18 protein-coding genes and 1 pseudogene are annotated in these 18,682 nt (G+C 57.1%); all 19 read right to left on the bottom strand.

Going from position 1 to position 18,682, the window contains the following annotated elements; genetic code table 11:
• A partial coding sequence (locus B9A12_RS17380; protein WP_212636931.1) for a hypothetical protein occupies positions 1-210 on the bottom strand: 210 nt, incomplete at its 3' end.
• 269 nt (positions 211-479) lie between these two features.
• Positions 480-1,856, bottom strand: a complete 1,377-nt coding sequence (locus B9A12_RS12230) for an MBL fold metallo-hydrolase (RefSeq protein ID WP_084058207.1) — start codon at positions 1,854-1,856, stop codon at positions 480-482.
• Positions 1,857-1,966: 110 nt separating this feature from the next.
• A pseudogene (locus B9A12_RS17965) lies at positions 1,967-2,128 on the bottom strand (type II toxin-antitoxin system HicA family toxin).
• Entirely contained in the window at positions 2,125-2,328 is a 204-nt protein-coding gene (locus B9A12_RS12240; RefSeq protein WP_212636936.1) for a type II toxin-antitoxin system HicB family antitoxin, read from the bottom strand. The pseudogene B9A12_RS17965 and the gene B9A12_RS12240 overlap by 4 nt, the downstream one beginning before the upstream one ends.
• A gap of 995 nt (positions 2,329-3,323) precedes the next feature.
• On the bottom strand, positions 3,324-3,554 hold the full coding sequence (locus B9A12_RS12255) for a hypothetical protein (RefSeq protein ID WP_084058212.1): 231 nt from the start codon (positions 3,552-3,554) through the stop codon (positions 3,324-3,326).
• 144 nt (positions 3,555-3,698) lie between these two features.
• Positions 3,699-4,778 carry an SLC13 family permease gene (locus B9A12_RS12260; RefSeq protein ID WP_170920582.1) on the bottom strand — a complete coding sequence of 360 codons (1,080 nt, stop codon included), beginning with the start codon at positions 4,776-4,778 and terminating at the stop codon, positions 3,699-3,701.
• A gap of 492 nt (positions 4,779-5,270) precedes the next feature.
• Positions 5,271-5,705 carry a hypothetical protein gene (locus B9A12_RS12265; protein ID WP_084058216.1) on the bottom strand — a complete coding sequence of 145 codons (435 nt, stop codon included), beginning with the start codon at positions 5,703-5,705 and terminating at the stop codon, positions 5,271-5,273.
• Between the two features lie 523 nt (positions 5,706-6,228).
• Positions 6,229-6,849 carry a nitroreductase family protein gene (locus B9A12_RS12270; RefSeq protein ID WP_084058217.1) on the bottom strand — a complete coding sequence of 207 codons (621 nt, stop codon included), beginning with the start codon at positions 6,847-6,849 and terminating at the stop codon, positions 6,229-6,231.
• Positions 6,850-7,024: 175 nt separating this feature from the next.
• Positions 7,025-7,849, bottom strand: a complete 825-nt coding sequence (locus tag B9A12_RS12275) for a M55 family metallopeptidase (RefSeq protein WP_084058219.1) — start codon at positions 7,847-7,849, stop codon at positions 7,025-7,027.
• 18 nt (positions 7,850-7,867) lie between these two features.
• A complete protein-coding gene (locus tag B9A12_RS12280) occupies positions 7,868-8,884 on the bottom strand; it encodes an ABC transporter ATP-binding protein (protein ID WP_245802439.1) in 1,017 nt (338 codons plus the stop codon).
• 61 nt (positions 8,885-8,945) lie between these two features.
• Positions 8,946-9,914, bottom strand: a complete 969-nt coding sequence (locus tag B9A12_RS12285) for an ABC transporter ATP-binding protein (RefSeq protein WP_084058223.1) — start codon at positions 9,912-9,914, stop codon at positions 8,946-8,948.
• 3 nt (positions 9,915-9,917) lie between these two features.
• Positions 9,918-10,799 carry an ABC transporter permease gene (locus tag B9A12_RS12290; protein WP_139796619.1) on the bottom strand — a complete coding sequence of 294 codons (882 nt, stop codon included), beginning with the start codon at positions 10,797-10,799 and terminating at the stop codon, positions 9,918-9,920.
• Between the two features lie 4 nt (positions 10,800-10,803).
• Positions 10,804-11,814 carry an ABC transporter permease gene (locus tag B9A12_RS12295; RefSeq protein ID WP_084058227.1) on the bottom strand — a complete coding sequence of 337 codons (1,011 nt, stop codon included), beginning with the start codon at positions 11,812-11,814 and terminating at the stop codon, positions 10,804-10,806.
• 27 nt (positions 11,815-11,841) lie between these two features.
• A complete protein-coding gene (locus B9A12_RS12300) occupies positions 11,842-13,395 on the bottom strand; it encodes an ABC transporter substrate-binding protein (protein ID WP_084058229.1) in 1,554 nt (517 codons plus the stop codon).
• 630 nt (positions 13,396-14,025) lie between these two features.
• The gene (locus tag B9A12_RS12310; protein ID WP_084058232.1) at positions 14,026-15,081 is read right to left on the bottom strand and encodes an epoxyqueuosine reductase; all 1,056 of its coding nucleotides are present in this window, start codon (positions 15,079-15,081) and stop codon (positions 14,026-14,028) included.
• 590 nt (positions 15,082-15,671) lie between these two features.
• Positions 15,672-16,268: a MarC family protein gene (locus tag B9A12_RS12315; RefSeq protein WP_084058234.1), complete on the bottom strand. Its 597-nt coding sequence runs from the start codon at positions 16,266-16,268 to the stop codon at positions 15,672-15,674.
• 46 nt (positions 16,269-16,314) lie between these two features.
• The gene (locus B9A12_RS12320) at positions 16,315-16,632 is read right to left on the bottom strand and encodes a hypothetical protein (RefSeq protein ID WP_139796620.1); all 318 of its coding nucleotides are present in this window, start codon (positions 16,630-16,632) and stop codon (positions 16,315-16,317) included.
• Between the two features lie 205 nt (positions 16,633-16,837).
• Entirely contained in the window at positions 16,838-17,554 is a 717-nt protein-coding gene (locus B9A12_RS12325) for a PspA/IM30 family protein (RefSeq protein WP_084058238.1), read from the bottom strand.
• A gap of 60 nt (positions 17,555-17,614) precedes the next feature.
• A complete protein-coding gene (locus tag B9A12_RS12330) occupies positions 17,615-18,655 on the bottom strand; it encodes a potassium channel family protein (RefSeq protein WP_084058240.1) in 1,041 nt (346 codons plus the stop codon).
• Between the last annotated feature and the right edge of the window lie 27 nt (positions 18,656-18,682).

Raw genomic sequence — 18,682 nt, forward strand, 5'->3', positions numbered from 1 at the left:
GAAAAGGTCAGGGGCGAATTTGCCCTGATGTGCGCTGCCCATAACCTTCTTAAGATTGTAAAGGCCGTAGCTGAGGGCATCATCAATATAGATCAAAGAGCGATCAGGGCACAGGCTGCCTAAAGGGGCAGCTTGCTCCTTTTTGAATGGCTCTTTGATACCTGCTGATGCCCGATATCTTGCGTCGACGAGCAACGTCTCTGCAGTCACAGCACTTTCACCCGCGATGTTTGCTCATGAACGATGCAGGACTCAAATTTTAATCCGCATTGTCGGACAAGCTCCTAGCCCAAGTTTGCCATTTTTAGGGCCATTTTTCAAAAACCGCTCAGATGAGCATAGAGTAAAGCTCACTGGTTGCAGAGGATTCGAGAAAACGTCTTCCTGCCAAAAAAGGCTGATAACCGCGACTATTCGAAACGGATGAGCCCCTGCAATCCAGTGAAACACCAGGTTGTGTGGACAGTACAATAGACAGGTCACACCACCGCGCCACCACTGTTGATCCAAGCAGACATTCCACCGGCAAGGCTGTGTACATGTTTAAAGCCGTTGTTTTGAAGAAAACTTGCCGCAATATTTCCACGGTATCCTACACCGCAGGTTACAATTATCTCTTTGTCCTTTGGAACATCCGGTGGATGGTTGAGTAATTCCGTTAATGGCAGATGAGACGCCTGTTCTATATGTCCATTGGCCCATTCAGCTGGTGTTCGTACATCAAAGAGATATTCACATTGACCTGTTGCAATTTTTTGTTTCAGTTTCTCCGTTGATATCTGCCAGAGTTGATTGATAGGCAAACCGGCCTGTTGCCATGCGTCTATGCCACCATAAAGATATCCTATGATATTGTCATAACCTATTCTGTGAAGATGCAATGTCATTATCTCATAGGCTTTCTCATCGGTAACAATTAAAATCAGATCCTTGTCTGGATCGATCACCATTCCAATCCAGTTGGCGGTTTGTTTCGCAAAACCGATATTGATTGATCCGGGGATATGAACACCTCCAAAAGCCGCCGTATCACGGGTGTCTAAAACCAGTGCCCCACGGTCAATTTCTTCCTGAACCTGGTCAGGGCTCATATCCCGAACCATGGGGCACCTGTCAAGCAAGGGAGCTCCGTTTTTATTCATATTGATGATATGGGTAAAGCTTTTGGGTCGTTCAGGAAAGCTCTGCTTCATTCGTTTTCTAAACATCTCCTTGGACAGATTCAATAACTCGTTATTACGCTTTTCAAATCCTATTGTAGAGCTAGATTTAGCACTCATCCCTTTACCGCACAAAGAACCTTCACCATGAGCGGGAAACACTTCAAGGCTGTCCGGCATTTTGCCAAGCTTATTATAAAGCGAATTATAAAGGTTTAGGATCTGGTCATCAACCAGCTCTTCACCAGCCAGATCAGGCCTCCCAATATCGCCCACAAACATGCAATCTCCGGTAAGTACCATCCAGGGGTCGGAACTGCGTGCTGTGTCTGTCACAAGAATAGACATGGAATGAGGCGTATGGCCGGGTGTTTTTATAAATTCCAGTTTTGTATTGCCGAATTCAAGAACCTGATTCTCTTTCAAAGCGGTGTATTCAAAGGTGACCGGAGTATCCTCCATAAGGCAGATCTCGGCTCCGGTGCGGGAACGCAGTTCCTGGTTGCCGCTCACATGATCCGCATGCAGATGGGTTTCAAATATATGGGTAATTTTCATACCATTTTTACGTGCAAGATCAATGTAATCCTGGACATCTCTTTTAGGATCCACTACGCAAGCAACTTTTGCCTTCGGGCAGCCGATCAGATAAGAAAGACAGCCCATTCCTTCAACAGTTATCTGTTTAAAATACATGGTAATACCTCCTTGCCTTGAATCATATCAGTTTATGTTTCCTTGATTCACACAACGACAAAGTTCAGGCGCCGCCTTTGGCGCTCGGCTGCAGCGATTTGTTAGGCTACTTATTCTGCATTTAGATTTTTCAGTATTTTCTTTACTAAAGATTCCTTGATTTCATTATGCCGAGGAACAGCTTCAATAACCCCAGTCTTTGGATTAATCCACAATGAATGCAAGCTCCTTCTCTCTTAAGGTAGCATTCTTTCCAAATCTTTGCGTTTCATCCAATTACTATCTTTTCTTCAATTACATCCTCAGGCAACCCGCGAAGAATATCCTCTCTCCGATCCTGTAGAATCAGCTGTATAGCTTGACGCAAATTTTCTTTTGCCCCATCTATTGTTTCTCCTTGCCCATTGGCACCTGGCACTTCCGGACAAATTGCCCAATACCCACCTTCAGGTGCGGGCTCTATAATTGCCATAAATTTACCCTTCACCTCACACCTCCAATCTATATTAGCCTAACGGCCTGCCGATAAGCTGCGGACGCCAAAAGCGGCCGGCAGCTTCATTGGCTTGTTAGCTGGCGAGCCGTTTGAATTGAAGTTATCAGCCGTTGAGGGTCGTCAGTTCCTATGCGGAACTTCCGGTTGTTTTTCAGTTCCAGCTCTACGGCGTTGAGGCCCGAGACGTTGAACAACCAACCATGTGGCGTCAGTCTGATCCCCCATCCGTAATACCACCGATTCTTTGCGACCCGCGCGTCGTGGATGTCTGCGATACGGAATCTCTTACGAATCACTCCGGGGCCGAACGACACGACCAACTCATCTGTGCTTACCTCGACAGTGAGTGCGTGGAATAGAAGTATGCACAACAACAAAATTACCAGGACCAGACCAGTCAAAACGCGGCCCTCGGGCACGAGAATCAAGAGCATTGCCGTTAGCACGACGCCGAAGCCAAGGGCGACTAGAATCAGTGTCCCAACCTGTCTATGCCTGTAGAGTTGCACAGTTGAGTCCTCCGTCCAGCTAACGCCCGCAATCACCAGCCAGCGGAAGCCGCAGGCTGTAGCTGGTCTGGTGAATTGCGATGTTATGGCTGCTGTACATCAACCGAAAAATCGCCCATACTCATCATGATTCCCAACCCAGAACGATGTGACCGTATCTTGGTCAAAACCACCTAGGAGCCTGTCTGAGAACGCCAAACCATCCATTGGGGCCAACGCAATTTCGAACACTTAGTATACTCAAAAGTTCTAAAATCGGCATTGTCGGACAAGCTCCTAGAGCACGGTACCCAAGTATAACTCTTACTGACCAGATATTCTCATCACGGTTAATGCACTCGAAACGCAAAGATGGACGAAAAGGGTTCTCGGTCCAGAGTCGATACGCCTTTTTCGCTCTGCCTCTGATTTCACGGTCGAGTTTATGATACCGTTCCCAGAATGATGGTACAGTGGCGGATTTCATAGCTTCTCGATATCCAAGGGAGTTGCCTTGCCCTCTGCAATTTCTTTCCGTACCCGCCGGGCTGCTGAGACAAGATTGGGTTGGGTTCGGGAGAATGACTCATTCCACAGCGCTTCGTCCCGCAGATCTTCGATGTATTCGCGTAGATGCTCAACCACCCGATCCTGGACTTGCTCCGGTAGTGTCTCAAGCATTTTAATGATTGTCATCGTTGCTTCCGAAGCCATAGATTTCCTCCCTCCTGTTCTAGAGTATGTTTATCGCCATACGAGAATTTATTGGGCCATAACGCTCCGCATAACCGGCTGGCAATGTAGCGCAGCGGAATTGCCAGTCCGAGTTGATGCGGTTGTTAGCCCTTTGGTGGTTCATTACAAACCTTGCATTTTATAAAAAAAGAAATACAACCAAATTGACAGAAAGAATGCTACATAGCCAATTATAAGGAATTGCGCAGTGAACATGGGCATATTATTTGTATTTTCATGTGTAACGTAAATTTTGTATGCAATCAAATTTGCTAACGACCCGAACAGACTCCCAAATCCGCCTGCATTCACTCCCCAGAGCAAGGCTTCCCAATTTGTCGTGAATTTAGCGAACAACAGGGCTGCTGGAACATTGCTCATCACTTGGCTTGCTAAAGAAGAAAACAAGAATATATGTCCTGAATGGTTCATTTTAGATGCCAGGACTAATTTCATATTCTCTGCAAGGCCGAAGAAGAAAAAGAAGCTAAATAAAAGCGCGTAATCTACATACAATGCTTTTCGGTCAAATATCAGAGCGAAGATAAAAACCAGAATGCCAGTTAAAACTGGCAGAACATGGAGAACCGTCAATAGAACAATAAAAAGTAACACACCATATATATATGCCTTTTTATTTATTTTTTGAACAATCGTTTCTTGAGCGTTGTTTGTTGTGTTAACGAAAAGTGATGAAACAATCAGAATAATCAGGAAGACCAATGAAAATGGCACAATCGTTTCAACGAATCTAACCGGATGAATCCCGTAAAACCAATAAATAAAGAAATTTTGTGGATTACCAAAAGGGGTCAATGCGGAACCAGCATTTGCTGCTAATGCCTCAAGAATGACTAGAATGCCCTCATGATTGATATTAAGTGATAAAGTAAGTGGCACGATGACAATTAAGGCAATATCATTTGTCACCAGCATAGATAGAAAAAATGTTGTTACCACCAATTTTAATGGTATGGCTTTCCCTTTTTCTATTTTTTGGGCTATTCTTAATATCAACCCACTATAGCGAAGACCGTTAACAGCAACAAAAAGCGCAAACAGAATGAACAGCACCTGTAGCTCTTGGATTGAATAGACCGGAAAATGCTTGATATAAACGGATGTCAGAACCAAACCGATACCAGATGCAACTACCAGCCACTCTTTCAGAACAAAATGAATAAATGTGCTTTCGGCTTTCAATAATGCTCCCATTGTCTGACGTGAGGGCTAACTCTTTATTCTACACAATATCCATTTATCCGGGACGGCTTATGCCCAATCCAATGAGTTGATCATTATTAACATACCACCGCCTCCTCAAGTTAATGGAATTGCAAGAAAAGATCACTTGCTCAGCAGCAGGTTGCCAACTACCATAATTCGGCTACTACGGTGTTATGGAGATTATGCATAATCAGGAAGTCATTACGAATCGTGCCGAGAAAGAATTTGAGCGGTAACATGATCGTTATGCCGAGTCTCTTCGGAAACGTCAACTGGCAGGGCCCAAGTGTCGTGCTTCAAACGGAATTGGAATTTTCCTCCGGATCAGTTACCTGCAAGGCAGCACCCCGGAACCCAGGCGAAATCCAACCACAATCTGCGTCAGCACGCCGAAGCGGTAAGACCGGCCCCAGCCGCGCGGTCGGACCCACGGTCTGAATCCGGAGATCGATGTGCGGCACCGTTCGCTCAGACCAGCGCCGCCTGTTCCACCAACTGCCGGGCTTCGGCCACCACATCAAGGAGTCTTTCCACCATGTCCGGCCGGTAAATCTTTGGGTTTGGACCGAGCCTGTTCTTCATTTTAGCCTTGATCCGCTGAAAATGCCAAAGGCAACTTCCTTCCGGTTCCCGCTTCAGCACCGCCTCCGAGGCGTTGATCCAGATGACCCTGATGTTTCCACCGGTCGGGGTGAGCTGGAACAGGAATCCGTTGCCGGACCCGGCAAGGCTTTTGCAAGTCCATTTGGGAAACAGGTGGATGTTGAGGTTGCCTCTGGAGCCCCGCTTGAAGCGTAAACGCCAGCCGGCGGGAAGCTCTGCCTGCAACCGCGAACAGAAGCGCAGACTGTGATAGCTCGAGAGCTTTTCGATTTCCTGCATGCCGTTTTCGCGAACCAGCACCGGAAGGAAGGCTTCCTGCCCCAGTTCCAGACACCAGCTCCGGACCTGCTCGGCCCAGTCCGCGGGAAGTGGCGATTCGCCCCAGTCAGGAACCTGATTCCCGCAGCCGATTCTTCGCCAAGATGGGCCAAGGCGTCCACCACCATCCGGTCCAATGCGCCGCCAGCACCATGGCGGTGGCTTTCACGTGCCAGCAGGCGGCGAAGGAGATCGCGCTTCGCGATGTCTTCGAGCGCCTCGTCGAGACCCACCCGGGCCAGGCAAATTAGGGTATCGGGTCGTTCCGGGTGGATCGAGAACAAAGCGAACCGACGGCCGTCGGTCAACAAATCCAAACTCTCCCCTTTAGCAACCGGAGGACCACCGCTTGCTTACGATTGGCGGACCAACGTTTCGGTACGTTCTCAGGTCACGGACTTCTACCGCATCTATGCATCGTCATCCTATCCCCGTGTCACTTTTATTCGACAGGCAACCTGCGGCTCGATTCCATTGCCTAAAGACCTGTCGGTCCCGGAAATCCTTAGGACGATTGGCTTCCGATCCAGCGCACCACGTCTTTTTTCCTTGGCGGGGCCGGCGGAGACTGATCCGGATAGCCAATGGGAATGAGGGAGACCAACTCACGGCCCTCCATGCCCAGCAAGGCGTTGATCTCTTCTTCCATGTACTTGGGGCCCGTCATCCAACAGGTGCCCAGGCCTTTTTCGTAAGCCGCCAGCAGCAGATTCTCAATCAGAGCGGCGGCGCTCAAGAGTCGGTTGAATCGGTCGAATTCCTGGTGGTAGCGGCCTTTGGCATCGGTCGCCGCATCGATTTCCCTTCGGCTTTCCGGGATGTAGACGGCCATGACCGTCGGCGCTCCCCCCAGGTTCTTGAACACCTGCAGGGAGATCTTGATGATCTTTTCCGAAAAGAGCTCCTGCAGGTGCGGCATGATGTGGTCCTGAGAACGGGAAACCACCTCGAGAAGCCGGTCCCTCATGGTCCCCTGCACAACCACGATCTCCCATTCCTGGCGGTTCATGCCGGAAGGGGCCCAGAGCGCCAGATCAATCACTTCCCGAAGAACCTCCCGGGGAACCTCCCGCTCCTCATATTTCCGGATGCTGCGGCGTCCGCGAATGGCTCGTTCCAGTTCCATCCCCGCCTCCTATCTTTTTTGAGTCACAATCCTGGACCACCGCCGGGGGATCTTGTACCGAGCGGGCCCAGACACCAACGCACGGTTTTCCGCCGCCTTAGAGACCACCTTTTCCGACCCGCCCAAGGTCGATGACAGGCGGGGGATGCGGAACCATGGCGCTTTACGAAAACGGTCAGATGAAGGGTGTCAGCTCCACCAGATCGGTCATGAGGTGAAAGATCCGGAAGGCATGCAGGATATCTTCACAGGCGGCGACCGCGGTGGTGCCGTCCACGCGCCGGACGCCGGGAATGGCCGTCACCCGGTCCACAGATGACGCCGTGGTGAATCCCACCGTCAATTCCACCGGCGTTTCCACCCGGAAGGGCGCGGTACAATGGGCTCGTTGGAGCGCCCTCTGGGCGGCCTCCCGGATCTTTTCGTTACAGGCTCTGGGAGAAAGACAGAGAGCCGCGTAGGCCCCCAGCCCCTTTTTCACCTCCACCGTTTCCACATCTCCCAGGTGGCTTCGGGCTTCCCGGACCGCCTTGTCGTCTCCCGTCACCAACACCACAGGCACATGGTAATGGCCCGCCAGGGCTGCGCTCAAGCCGATCTCTCCCACGGGCGTTCCGTTGACGGCGACAGAGGCGATACGGCCCGTGTAGGTGTGGACGATCACCCCGTCGGCCGTCCCCGCCATGGCGTGATAGCCCACAAGAAACGCAGCATCAAAGCCCAGTTGGACGCCTTCCATCATGGAAAGAGCCCGCGGCGCACCCATGACCAAGCGCACCCGCGAGTCCAATTGATCGGCCAGAAGGTTCAGGCCCACATTGTGGGAATCGGCCACCACCACTTCCGAGGCGCCCGCTGCAAACGCCCCGGCCACGGCCGCGTTCACCTCCTCGGTCATGCGCTTGCGAGCCCACTGGAATTCCCGGCCTTGCGGCGATGAATGCTCACTTCGAACCACGCAGCCGATACCTTCGATATCCACCGAGATGTAGACTTTCACTGCAACCTCCTCTGACGTTTAGGCCCCGCCCCCCCACAGATGGCAGGCAACCCAATGGTCCGAGCCCACCGGCACCTCGGTAGGCTCCACGTGCCGGCACACGTCCAGGGCCTCCGAGCACCGGGGATGGAATCGGCAGCCCGGCGGAATGTGGACCGGGCTGGGCACGTCTCCCGGCAAAAGCGCCAGGGGTCGGCGGCGTGTCGGATCCGGCGTGGGCACGGCGGCCATGAGCGCCCGGGTGTAGGGATGGCGGGGGGCCGAAAAGAGCTGTCGGCGCGGAGCGCTTTCCACGATGCGGCCCAGGTACATGACCGCCACCCGGTGGCTCACGTGGCGAATGACGCTCAAGTCGTGGGAAATGAAGAGATAGGAATATCCTCTTCGGCGCTGCAGATCCTTGATGAGATTGAGGATCTGGGCCTGGACCGACACATCCAGGGCGGAAGTGGGCTCGTCCAAGACCACGAATTGAGGTCCAGTGATGAGGGCTCGGGCGATATTGATCCGCTGACGCTGTCCTCCGCTGAATTCGTGGGGATAGCGGTACATGTGCTCGGGGCGAAGCCCCACCTCCGCCAGCATGGCCTCCACCCGCCGAGTCACCTCCGCTCCCCGAGCCAGCCTGTTCACTTCCAGCGGAAAGCCCACGGCCTTTTTGATGAGCATGCGCGGATCCAGAGACGACTGCGGGTCCTGGAAGACCACCTGGATGTTTCGGCGCATGCGTCTTCTCTCCCGGCCGTCCAGTTTCATGATGTCTTGGCCCCTGTAGAAGACGCGGCCCGCCTCGGGGCGGTGGAGTCCCGAAAGGAGCATGCCCACCGTGGACTTGCCGCAGCCCGATTCGCCCACAAGACCCAGGGTTTCGCCTTGTCGCCCCTCAAAGCTTACACCGTCCACGGCCTTGACAAACACCTTCCGGCGCCCCCACAGGCCGGATCCGGCGGAAAAGTATTTCTTCAGCCCCACTGCGCGGATCACCACCCCGTCGCTCACCGCTTCCACCTTCCGCCGTTTGTGTACTCTGTCCAACTAAAGGAGCGTCCAATGCCTTCATCCACTTGTGTATTCATCGCCCGATCCCTGGCCCCCTTCACCGTATGCCATGACAAAAGACCCAATGGTCTTCGCCCACTTCCACCCCGGCCGGTTCCATCCTCCGGCACGGCTCCCCGGCCCCGTCGCAGCGCGGATGAAACCGGCAGCCGCCCGGGGGATCGATGAGGCCCGGCACCACGCCCGGGATGGAAGCCAGAAACTCCCGGTCCTCATCCAGGCTGGGAACCGCAGCCAGGAGCCCCCGCGTGTAGGGATGCCGCGGCGACTGAAACAAGGCCTCCACCGGCGCCGTTTCCACGATCTTTCCCGCATACATGACCGCCACCCGGTCGCACAAATGGGCCACCACCCCCAAATCGTGGGTGATGAAGAGCACGGACGTTTCCCGCGCCCGGGTCAGATCGCTCAGGATGTGCAGCACCTGGGCCTGCACGGTCACATCCAGGGCCGTTGTGGGCTCGTCGGCGATGAGAAGATCCGGCCGACAGGAAAGTTCCAAGGCGATCATCACCCGCTGGCGCATGCCGCCGGAAAGCTCGTGGGGGTATTTGCGCAGCACCGCCTCGGCATCGGGCATGCGCACCTGTGTGAGCATTTCCACACAGATCCGCCGGGCGGCCTTCCGGCTCACCTTCTGGTGGAGACGCACCACTTCCTCCATCTGGTTGCCCACGGTAAAGACCGGGTTGAGGCTCGTCATGGGTTCCTGGAAGATCATGGAGATGTCGTTTCCCCGGATGCGGCGCATCTCTTTCATGGGCAGCGCCAGCAGATCCCGGCCCTTGAACAGAATCCGGCCTCCTGAGATCTTGCCCGGTGGATCGGCGATGAGGCGCAAGATACTTCGCGCCAGCACCGATTTGCCGCAGCCCGTCTCCCCCACCAGCCCCAGGATCTCCCCGCGGCGGACCGAAAGCCACACGCCTTCCAGAGCCCGTACCACTCCCTGGTAGGTGAAGAACCGGACCGAAAGGTCCTGGATGCGCAGCAGATCGGTGTCCAAGCCTCACCTTCTGATTCGAGGATCCAGCACGTCCCGAAGGGCGTCGCCGAAGATATTGAAACCGATCACCGTCACCAGGATGAAGCATCCCGGGAAGGTGGCGTACCACCACTGGTCCATGAGAAACTTTCGGCCCACGCTGATCATGGCCCCCCATTCCGGGGTGGGCGGCTGGGCCCCCAGGCCGATGAAACTCAAGGAGGACGCGATCAAAATCGTCTCTCCCACCACCAGGGTGCCCAGAACGATCACCGACGACAGGCAGTTGGGGATCACATGGTGCAAGATGATCCAACCGTGTCCGGCCCCTGACACCTTGGCGGCGGCGATGAAAGGCTTTTCGCGGACGGCCAGCGCCTCACCGCGCACCAGGCGGGCGAACTTGGGGATCATGACGAAGGCCACGGCCATGATGGCGTTGCGCAGGCTCGGTCCCAAGGCCGCCGCCAAGGCCATCGCCAGCACCAGGGACGGAAAGGAGAGCACGATGTCCAGGCAGCGCATGATCGCATCGTCCAGCTTGCCACCCACATAGCCCGCCACCGCTCCCAGAACCGTTCCCAGGCCTCCTGCGATGCCCACCACCAGAAGTCCGATTCGAAGGGATATCCGGGCGCCGAAAAGCACACGGCTGAAGATGTCCCGGCCCAATTCGTCGGTACCGAAAAGGTGATGCCAGGACGGGGAAGAAAGCCGCTCGCTCAGGCTGATCCGGATGGGATCGTGGGGAGCGATCCAGGGTGCAGCAAGGGCCAGGAAGACCATGGCGGCGATGATGCAAGAGCCCGCGACGGCGGACGGGTTCCGGCGAAGCAGCCCCAGGGTGAAGACGAATTCGCGGAGCTGCCATGCGTGTTCTTCCTGAAAACGCCGCCACCATTCCATGGGATCAATACCGGATCTGGGGGTTGAGGAAGGCATAGATCACGTCCACCGTCAGGTTGATGAACACGTAGGAAAGGGAGACCACCAGGGTGAATCCCATGATGGCGGGAAAATCGAGGAAATTGACCGAGTCCACCACGTACTTTCCCATTCCGGGCCAGTCGAAGATGGTCTCGGTCAGGATGGCACCTCCCAGGAGTTCCCCCACCGAAAGGCCCGCGATGGTGACGGTGGGGATGAGGGAATTCTTCAGGCAATGTTTGAGGATCACCACGGCCTCGGCAAGGCCGTTGGCCCGGGCCGTGGTGACGTAGTCCTGTTCCATGACGGCGATCATGGACGAGCGCACGATCCGGGTGATGACCGCCAGATAGACATAGGAAAGGCAGAAGGCCGGCAAGATGATGTGGCTCAAGGCGTTGAAAAAGACGGGGCCGTTTCCTTCCAGCAGGGCGTCCACCAGGTAGAGGCCGGTGACGGAAGCGGGTGGATCCAGTCCCACGTCCAGTCGACCGGAACCGGGAAGCCACTGGAGGTTCCGGTAAAAGAGCAGAAGAAGCATCAAGCCCAGCCAAAAGACGGGCATGGACACTCCGCACACGGAAAAGACCCGGGAGGCGTGATCCACAGGGCGGTTTCGACGCACGGCGGAAAGAATGCCCAAGGGCAGTCCCACCACCAGGCACAGGCTCATGCTGGCCAGGGTGAGTTCCAAGGTGGCGGGAAAAAAGTCCTTCAGATCCTCCGCCACGGGCCGCTGGCTCCGCACGGATCGCCCCAGGTCTCCGTGCAGAAGCCCCCACATGTAGCGCAGGTACTGTTCATGGAGGGGCCGGTCCAGGCCCATGGACCGTCGCAGGTTTTCCACCGCCTCGCGACTCGCCTTCTGGCCCGCCATCATACGGGCCGGATCGCCCGGGATGGCGTGGGAGATGACAAAGACGAGCGCCGTCACCCCCAGGAGCACGGGAATGAGGTGCAGCAGGCGTTTGGCGATGTAGCGCAACAGTCGCATGACTGGCCCGGTTCCCTCCCAATACCACTATTGCTTGTAAATGGACTCGAAGTTGTACATGGATTCCAGCATGGGGTTGTACACATAGCCCTTTACGTTCTTGCGCATGGGAACGATGGTCTGGGTCTGGTAGAGGAAGATGTAGGGAGCGTCGGTCATGATAATGTCCTGAGCATCGCCGTAGAGCCGAATCCGTGCCTCCTGATCGCTCAGAGCCAGGGCCTTTCGGATGAGCGCGTCCACCTTCTCGTTCTTATAGAAACTGCGGTTGCCGGGAAGGCCCCAGTTGTTGGAATCGAACCAGAAGTTCATGAACATGGACGGATCGGCGTAATCGGGGCTCCACGCCCCCAAGCAAAGCTCGAAATCGCCGCGGTCGATCTTGTCGCGCAGGGTGGGATTGGCCATGAGCTGGAGCTTCAGGTTGACGCCGATATCGGCGAAGTTGCTCTGGAGGATCGTGGCGATCTGTTCCCAGGTGGGGCGCCGTTCCGAGTAGATGAGCGTGAGCTGCAGGCGGGAGACACCGGCCTTCTTCAACAGCTCTTTGGCCTTGGCCACGTTGCGATGGTACTGGAAGACCTCGGGTTTGTGACCCCACATGCCTTTGGGAATGGGCCCGCGCATCTGCACGCCGTTTCCCTGGAGCACGTAGTCGATGATGCCCTTGTAGTCCACCGCGTAGTTCAGCGCCTGGCGCACCAAGGGGTTGTCCAGCGGCGGCTTTTGGCAGTTGAGGTAGACGTATTCCACCAGCTGGGACGGATAGCGCCGGACCACCAGATCGGGGTTCTTTTCCAGGGCGGGGATCTGGTCGATCAGGATGCCTTCCGCGATGTCGATGTCGCCGCGTTCCAGGGCCATGCGCCGGTCGGAGGATTCCCGCATGAAGCGGATGACCACCCGCTTGAGCCGGGGCGCTCCGCCCCAATAGTCGGGCTTGGCCTCCAGCACGCAGCGCTCACCCCGGATCCACTCCTTGAGCCGGAAGGGACCGCTGCCGTCCGTGTGTTGGGCCAGCCAGCCCTGGGCCAGATCCCCGCCCTTTTCGTTCTTCATGACGGCGGGATTGACGATGGAGGCAGCATCCGTTGCCAAAGTCTGAAGGAAGGGCCCGAAGGGGTTCTTGAGAGTGATCTTCACCGTGTAATCGTCCACCACGTCCACGGTCTGGATGGCGCCCAGGTTGTCCGCGGGACCCTTGCCGATCTTGAGCACCCTCTCGAAGGAAAATTTCACGGCCCGCGCATCCAGGGGCGTGCCATCGTCAAACCGGATGCCTTTTCGGATCTTAAACGTCCAGACCCTGCCGTCCTCGGACACCTGCCACGATTCGGCGGCCATGGGTTCCACCTCCGTGGAGCCTTGCCCGTTGACCACTTTGTACTTCACCAGGCGGTCGTAGCATGGGTAGATCTGGCGCCAGTCGTAATTGTCGCTGGAAACCGCCGGGTCCAGCAGGTGGATGTCCGACGAGACGCCCACCACCAGGGTGTCCGGCGGCGTGCCCGCCCGGGCGCTCCCGGAAAACCAAAGTGCCGCCAGCACACAGATGGCAGCCAAAAAGCGTGTCCTTCTCATGGCGTCCTCCTTCTCTTTGTGGGTTCTGGGCCGTCATGTCTCCTTGAAACAAACGGTGGCGCCTCACGGTTCGACCGGTCTCGGCCTCAGCGCCTTCTTTTCGGGCGACACCTTCATGGACCGGAGGGGTAGGCGGCGGGCCCCTTGGCTCATCCCCCTGGAAAGCAGCACCACCCGCAAGACGTCACCCGGGATCGCCCCCTTGAAGGCCCTCGCCTCATACCTGACCGTCGCACCATGTTCCTGCCAGCCATCGGACAAACTCCAACTGGCGATGGGCATAAAACCAGGAGGCTGCCCCCGCACCGTGGACAACCTCACGAGCGGATCCGAGTTCGCCCGCGTTCACTACAGACAGGTGAACAGCGCTTACCGCCCTATCCACGAGCTCGATGCCAATCCGTACCACGGAGGAATCTTCGGACAGCGTCGGGCGCCGATGACAGTCGGGGTGCGAATACCCCAGCGGAAAGGCATCTGACCACGCCGCGCTGGTGCGGTCAACCCGCCGCGCAACACGAACATTTCCAGATTCGCGTCCAGGTGGAAGAAACGATCGTAAATCGACATAGGCATAATGCACCCCAAGGCACGGCTAAACGCCACAAGGAAGGTGCGGCGTCTTTCCAATTACACATCCTCATACAGGATCCGTCGCTCGGGATGCATGGCATCCAGGATCGTCCGCGCTTCGTGGGGCGTCACGGCTTTTCGTGTCCCATCGGCCATCTGCACCACCACCCCCGAATGGCGCAACAGTTGGTAGCGGCGTTTCCGCTCTTCCCTGCTCGGATGGCAGATCAGCATGCAGTGGCCACAAGAGAACCGAAGCTTTTCGTCCATGAAAAAGAAGTAGCGGCCGCCTTCCGATGCGGGCCAGCTCGCGTGGGCCTTCTGCATGCGTTCGTAGGCGGCCGGAAGGTCTTCGTCGCGATCCGGCACGGGAAACCTGCCGGGGGACCAGGTGGACCATTTCCCCGATGGGTGCAGCCCGGTGTAGCCGCTACAGACCAGATCGCATCGTCCATAATGGCGCCGTCCGGAATAGGCGATTTCCACGCCTCCCAGCACCACCCTGGTGGTGTTCCGAAAGTCCATGAATCCTGAGGCGCAGGCCGCCCGGCACAGGCCGCAGCGATCGCAGTAGCTTTCCTCCGGCGCCAGGGGCTCCGTGGGCGCCAAGTCCGCTTCGGTCACCACCGTTCCCAGGATCACCGCGGCGCCATGGTCCTTAGTGATCACGTTGCCGGAAAAGCCCATGTGGCCCACGCCGGAGCGAACCGCCAGGTAGCGGTGGGCGATATCGGGATAGTAGCTATCCGCCGGACAGCCATTCCCGGATTGGGAGCTCGCAGGTCGAAAGACGTTGTTCGCGGCCACGGCCGCCGACGGGTATCCCTTCTGGGCAAGGAAATTGGCCAGGTGCAGGGCAATGCCGCTGGCCACCGTATTGGCCCGCACGTAGGCCCGCTCCAGGGAAAGACGGTCTTCTTTGCGGAGATAGCCGTCAATGGGAGCGGGATCCATGGGCACGGCGAAAACCACCGCCGAACGGGCCTGGGGTAGCACGTAGGACAGATCCGTGGAAGGAGGGCCCCCGCTCAGGGTTCGGGGCGTGACGATCCCCGCGGCACAGGCCCCTTCGATTTCGGCGAATTCCCGCACGATCCGGCTCAATTCCGCCATGAAAGCTCCTTTGTATGGATGGGATCCGAACTTTCTGCCATTGGGATTTCCAGCCTTCCCACCGCATCACGGCTCACTCTTGACTCATCACTCGATTGGTTGTGGCGCCACCCCGCAATGGTCGCTCCCATGGAACAGGATCGCAAAAACGGCGCCTTAACCTATGTTTGTCACTTTTTTGTGTAACTTGTTCTTATTCTTAGAATGTGGTTTTTCATTCTTCCCTACAAATTTTCAATCGAGGCTCAGGACCCTTTCCAAGGGGCTGATCGGGAGTCTGAGGGCATTGTAAATTTTCACATGGATCGGCTCCGGCTCAGAAGTATTTCGGACGTGGATCATTTGCCCCTTGTCAGTGATCATGGTAGTGGCCACCCGTGTAGAGCCCTGAATTGATGGTGCCTCCCTTGTTTTTGGATCGTAAATCTGGCATGTGCGTTTTATTGGAAGGGCAACCCAGCAGCAACTGCTCACCGGCCGGGTGCGGCTCGTGAAGCCGGAATTGACGCCATGAAACACCAACCTTGTAGGCTGGGACCCTGCGGTTCAGGGCGGAAGGTATTGCCGAGCCAGAGCTCGGCGTTCCCAGGTTAAGATGGAAGCATGCCCAAGTAGGCGTTGAGGCCCGTCAGAAGCATCTGGATGGACAGAGCCACCAGAATCATGCCCATGAGACGTTCGATGGCGATCAGCCCCCGGGCTCCCAGTCGAGCCGCCATCTGACTCCCGAAAAAGACGATCGCGGCTGTCACGGCCCAGGCCAGGGTGAGCGCCATTAACCATTCGGGCCACCGGTGTGGCTCCCGATTCATGAGCAGCAGCTCCACCGCCAACAGGGAGGGACCTGCGATGTAGGGAACCGCCAGCGGCACCACGAAGGGCTCTCCTTCCACCTCCTCTTTCCAAGCCTGCGGAGACGGTGGAAAGACCATGCGCACGGCGATGAGAAAAAGCAAAACACCCCCTGCCAGGGTGAGCGCCGGCTCGGAAATCTCCAGCACGGCGAGCAAGGGCCTGCCGGAAAAGAGGAAGAGAACCATGAGCCCATAGGCGATCAGCAGTTCCCGAAGGATCACCTGCTTGCGCCGCTGCGGGTGCACCTTCGCCAACGCGGCCACGAAGAAGGGAACATTTCCAAAGGGATCGATCACCACGATAAGCAGCACGAAGGCGGAGTAGAAGGTCATGAGCTCTCACGCGGGAGGAAGGGTTGCAGGAAAGGAGGCACGAAAATCAGCGACACACCTCGCGCCGACACAGGGCCTTGACCTGGTCGTGTACGATGGGCTTGCACAGGGAACAGTCCCGTTTCTTCCAGGCCAGCCGATAATAGCACCACCCGTGCACCCCAGCGGCGTTGGGCCAATAGCGAAGGATGTTTTCGCACAATTCCGGCTCTTCCCGTTTTTCCACCGCCTCTTGGTAACACCAGGGCGCGCGGACTTCGTCCCGGCATTGGACGTAAATGGGATCGTCCGTCTGGGCCCCAGCAGGGCTCCATAGGACCATGACCCCCACGGCCAGCGCCCAAAGCCACCTGAACCCGTTCATGGCAATCTCCTCCCGGTCGTGATGATGAACCTTGTCGGCGGCTCCATGGCTCATCCCTACGCCATACCTGGAGCCGCCCTCACCCGACCCCTCCGCACGGAAGCAGGGCGCACCTCCGGAGCCACGAACACCGAAAAAGGTTCCCGGCCCGGTGTGCCCTCACGCCGGCCCCGGCCGATGGATCCCCGCCCGGATGTCACGCCCCTTATGCGCCTCCGAGACCCATCTTCTTTTTGAGGGCCTCCAGTTCCGCGGCCGTATCCGGCGCCGGGGTTGATGCCGCCAGGGCCTGGTCGATCTTGGTATCGAGACCGCCCCCGGTGGTGGCCAGCTCCCCGTAGGCCTGGGCCAGCGACTCCTCTTCCTGGACTTTCTGCTTCATGCGCTCCAGGGTGGCCAGGGTGCCGGAAGAGTCCACCTTGGCCAGCTGCTGGTTGATCTTGCGCATGGACTTGGCCGTCTTGGCCCGAGCCTTGAGCGTGATCAGTTCGTTTTCGTAGGTGGTGATCTGATTCTTCAAGTTGTCCACCTTGGTCTGCAGTTGGGTGGCCATGTTGTGCTGGGCCTGATGGTCCTGGAGAAGCTGGGCGGCTCGGGCCTCCAGTTCCTTCTTCTTGCCCAGGGCCTCCATGGCCAATCGTTCGGCCTCCGCCGGGTCCAGCTGACCTTCCTGGGCCTTTTGCAAAAGAAGCATGGCCTTTCTTTCGTAGTCGGCGGCTCCCTTGGCGGCGTCGTCCGCTTGTTTCTTGAGCCGTATAGCCAGCGACTTCACTTCCGCCAGACTTTGCATGGCGGTGGTCAGGTCCTTTTTGAGATCCCGAATGCCCTGCTCGGTCATCTTGATGGGATCCTCCATCTTGTCCACCACGGCATGGGCTTCCGATTGCCCGATCTTGAAAAGCCTTTGCAGCAAACTCGCCATCATTGTCTCCTTGTAGGTTTGTGCCTGCCTTTGGTCTGTGTGGGACAACCCCGCGCCCAGCTAGCCGGCCTGGGTCCACTGGGGCCTTTCCCTGCAGATGACCAAGAGCCGGTCCTTTTCCGTGATCACCCGGTGCGGGGGCGGGTTGGTTTCCAATCGCCGGTCCTCGCTCGACTCCACGGCCACACAGAGGGTGTCGTAAGCGCGCTTCAGTTCGTCCAGGACTTCCAGGAAGGTGCGGCCCACCAGAGTGGCCGGCGGCGGCACCTTGTAGAGTTCCTGGCCGAACCGATTGCTCACCAGCTCCGTCACCACCCGGGAGACGCCCGGATCGAGCGCCGCTTGGGCCAACAGGTTGGTGCCCAGTTCTCCCAGGGCCACGATCTCGTCGGCTCCGGCGCGAAGCGCATGATCCACATTCTTCGGGGCAGCCAGCTCCACACAGGTGTAGAGCTGGGGATAGAGGGTCTTGATGGTCAGGACGTTCAGGATGACGGTGGCGTCCCGCGCGTGAGGATCGAGCCTTTCGTCGGAGAGGACCACGGCCCCCGCCGCCTGCGCGGCCCCCGCCCGTTCCAGGCCTTCCTTATTGATCTCACCGCGGACAAAGTGAAAGTCGGAGTCGTCCAGCGGAGGCTTTTCTTCCAACTGGGCCAGCACCACAATGGGTGATTGACGGCCCTTGGCGTCGGCGCGGATTTCGGCCACCAGATCCGCTCCCCGAAAATTCCAGCCGCACAGCAAATAGTGCCCTTTGTGATGCACGCTCCTCAGCCCCTTGTTTTTATTGAGCCGGTTTTCGATGACGATCCCGGCGATGGATGCCGTCAGGAGTCCCAGGAAACCGATCCCCACCAGCATCACCAGGACCCCGATGGCTCGCCCGGGCCCGGTGGTCGGGTACACGTCTCCGTAGCCCACGGTCGTCGCCGTGACCAGCGCCCACCACACGGCGTCCGCCAGACTCCCACGGCCTTCGAAGGCCCAGAAGCCCAAAGCTCCAAAGGCGATCACCGCCGCCGCCCCCAGAAGGATCTGGTGGAGGTTTTCTCGGCGTAGGAGGTCCACAAACCGTTTGAGGATTCTCAATACGACGGGCATGGATCACCTGCACCCCAAAGAACGGAT

It is taken from the genome of Desulfacinum hydrothermale DSM 13146 (genome assembly GCF_900176285.1).
In the GTDB taxonomy this organism is placed as follows: domain Bacteria; phylum Desulfobacterota; class Syntrophobacteria; order Syntrophobacterales; family DSM-9756; genus Desulfacinum; species Desulfacinum hydrothermale.

What these genes read in the sequence shown, in the direction of transcription:
- B9A12_RS12270 (WP_084058217.1), bottom strand. Translation starts at nt 6,849, where the DNA reads ATGGAACTGGAACGAGCCATTCGCGGACGCCGCAGCATCCGGAAATAT.
- B9A12_RS12300 (WP_084058229.1), bottom strand. Translation starts at nt 13,395, where the DNA reads ATGAGAAGGACACGCTTTTTGGCTGCCATCTGTGTGCTGGCGGCACTT.
- B9A12_RS12255 (WP_084058212.1), bottom strand. Translation starts at nt 3,554, where the DNA reads ATGGCTTCGGAAGCAACGATGACAATCATTAAAATGCTTGAGACACTA.
- B9A12_RS12230 (WP_084058207.1), bottom strand. Translation starts at nt 1,856, where the DNA reads ATGTATTTTAAACAGATAACTGTTGAAGGAATGGGCTGTCTTTCTTAT.
- B9A12_RS12315 (WP_084058234.1), bottom strand. Translation starts at nt 16,268, where the DNA reads ATGACCTTCTACTCCGCCTTCGTGCTGCTTATCGTGGTGATCGATCCC.
- B9A12_RS12295 (WP_084058227.1), bottom strand. Translation starts at nt 11,814, where the DNA reads ATGCGACTGTTGCGCTACATCGCCAAACGCCTGCTGCACCTCATTCCC.
- B9A12_RS12325 (WP_084058238.1), bottom strand. Translation starts at nt 17,554, where the DNA reads ATGGCGAGTTTGCTGCAAAGGCTTTTCAAGATCGGGCAATCGGAAGCC.
- B9A12_RS12330 (WP_084058240.1), bottom strand. Translation starts at nt 18,655, where the DNA reads ATGCCCGTCGTATTGAGAATCCTCAAACGGTTTGTGGACCTCCTACGC.
- B9A12_RS12290 (WP_139796619.1), bottom strand. Translation starts at nt 10,799, where the DNA reads ATGGAATGGTGGCGGCGTTTTCAGGAAGAACACGCATGGCAGCTCCGC.
- B9A12_RS12310 (WP_084058232.1), bottom strand. Translation starts at nt 15,081, where the DNA reads ATGGCGGAATTGAGCCGGATCGTGCGGGAATTCGCCGAAATCGAAGGG.
- B9A12_RS12320 (WP_139796620.1), bottom strand. Translation starts at nt 16,632, where the DNA reads ATGAACGGGTTCAGGTGGCTTTGGGCGCTGGCCGTGGGGGTCATGGTC.
- B9A12_RS12240 (WP_212636936.1), bottom strand. Translation starts at nt 2,328, where the DNA reads ATGGCAATTATAGAGCCCGCACCTGAAGGTGGGTATTGGGCAATTTGT.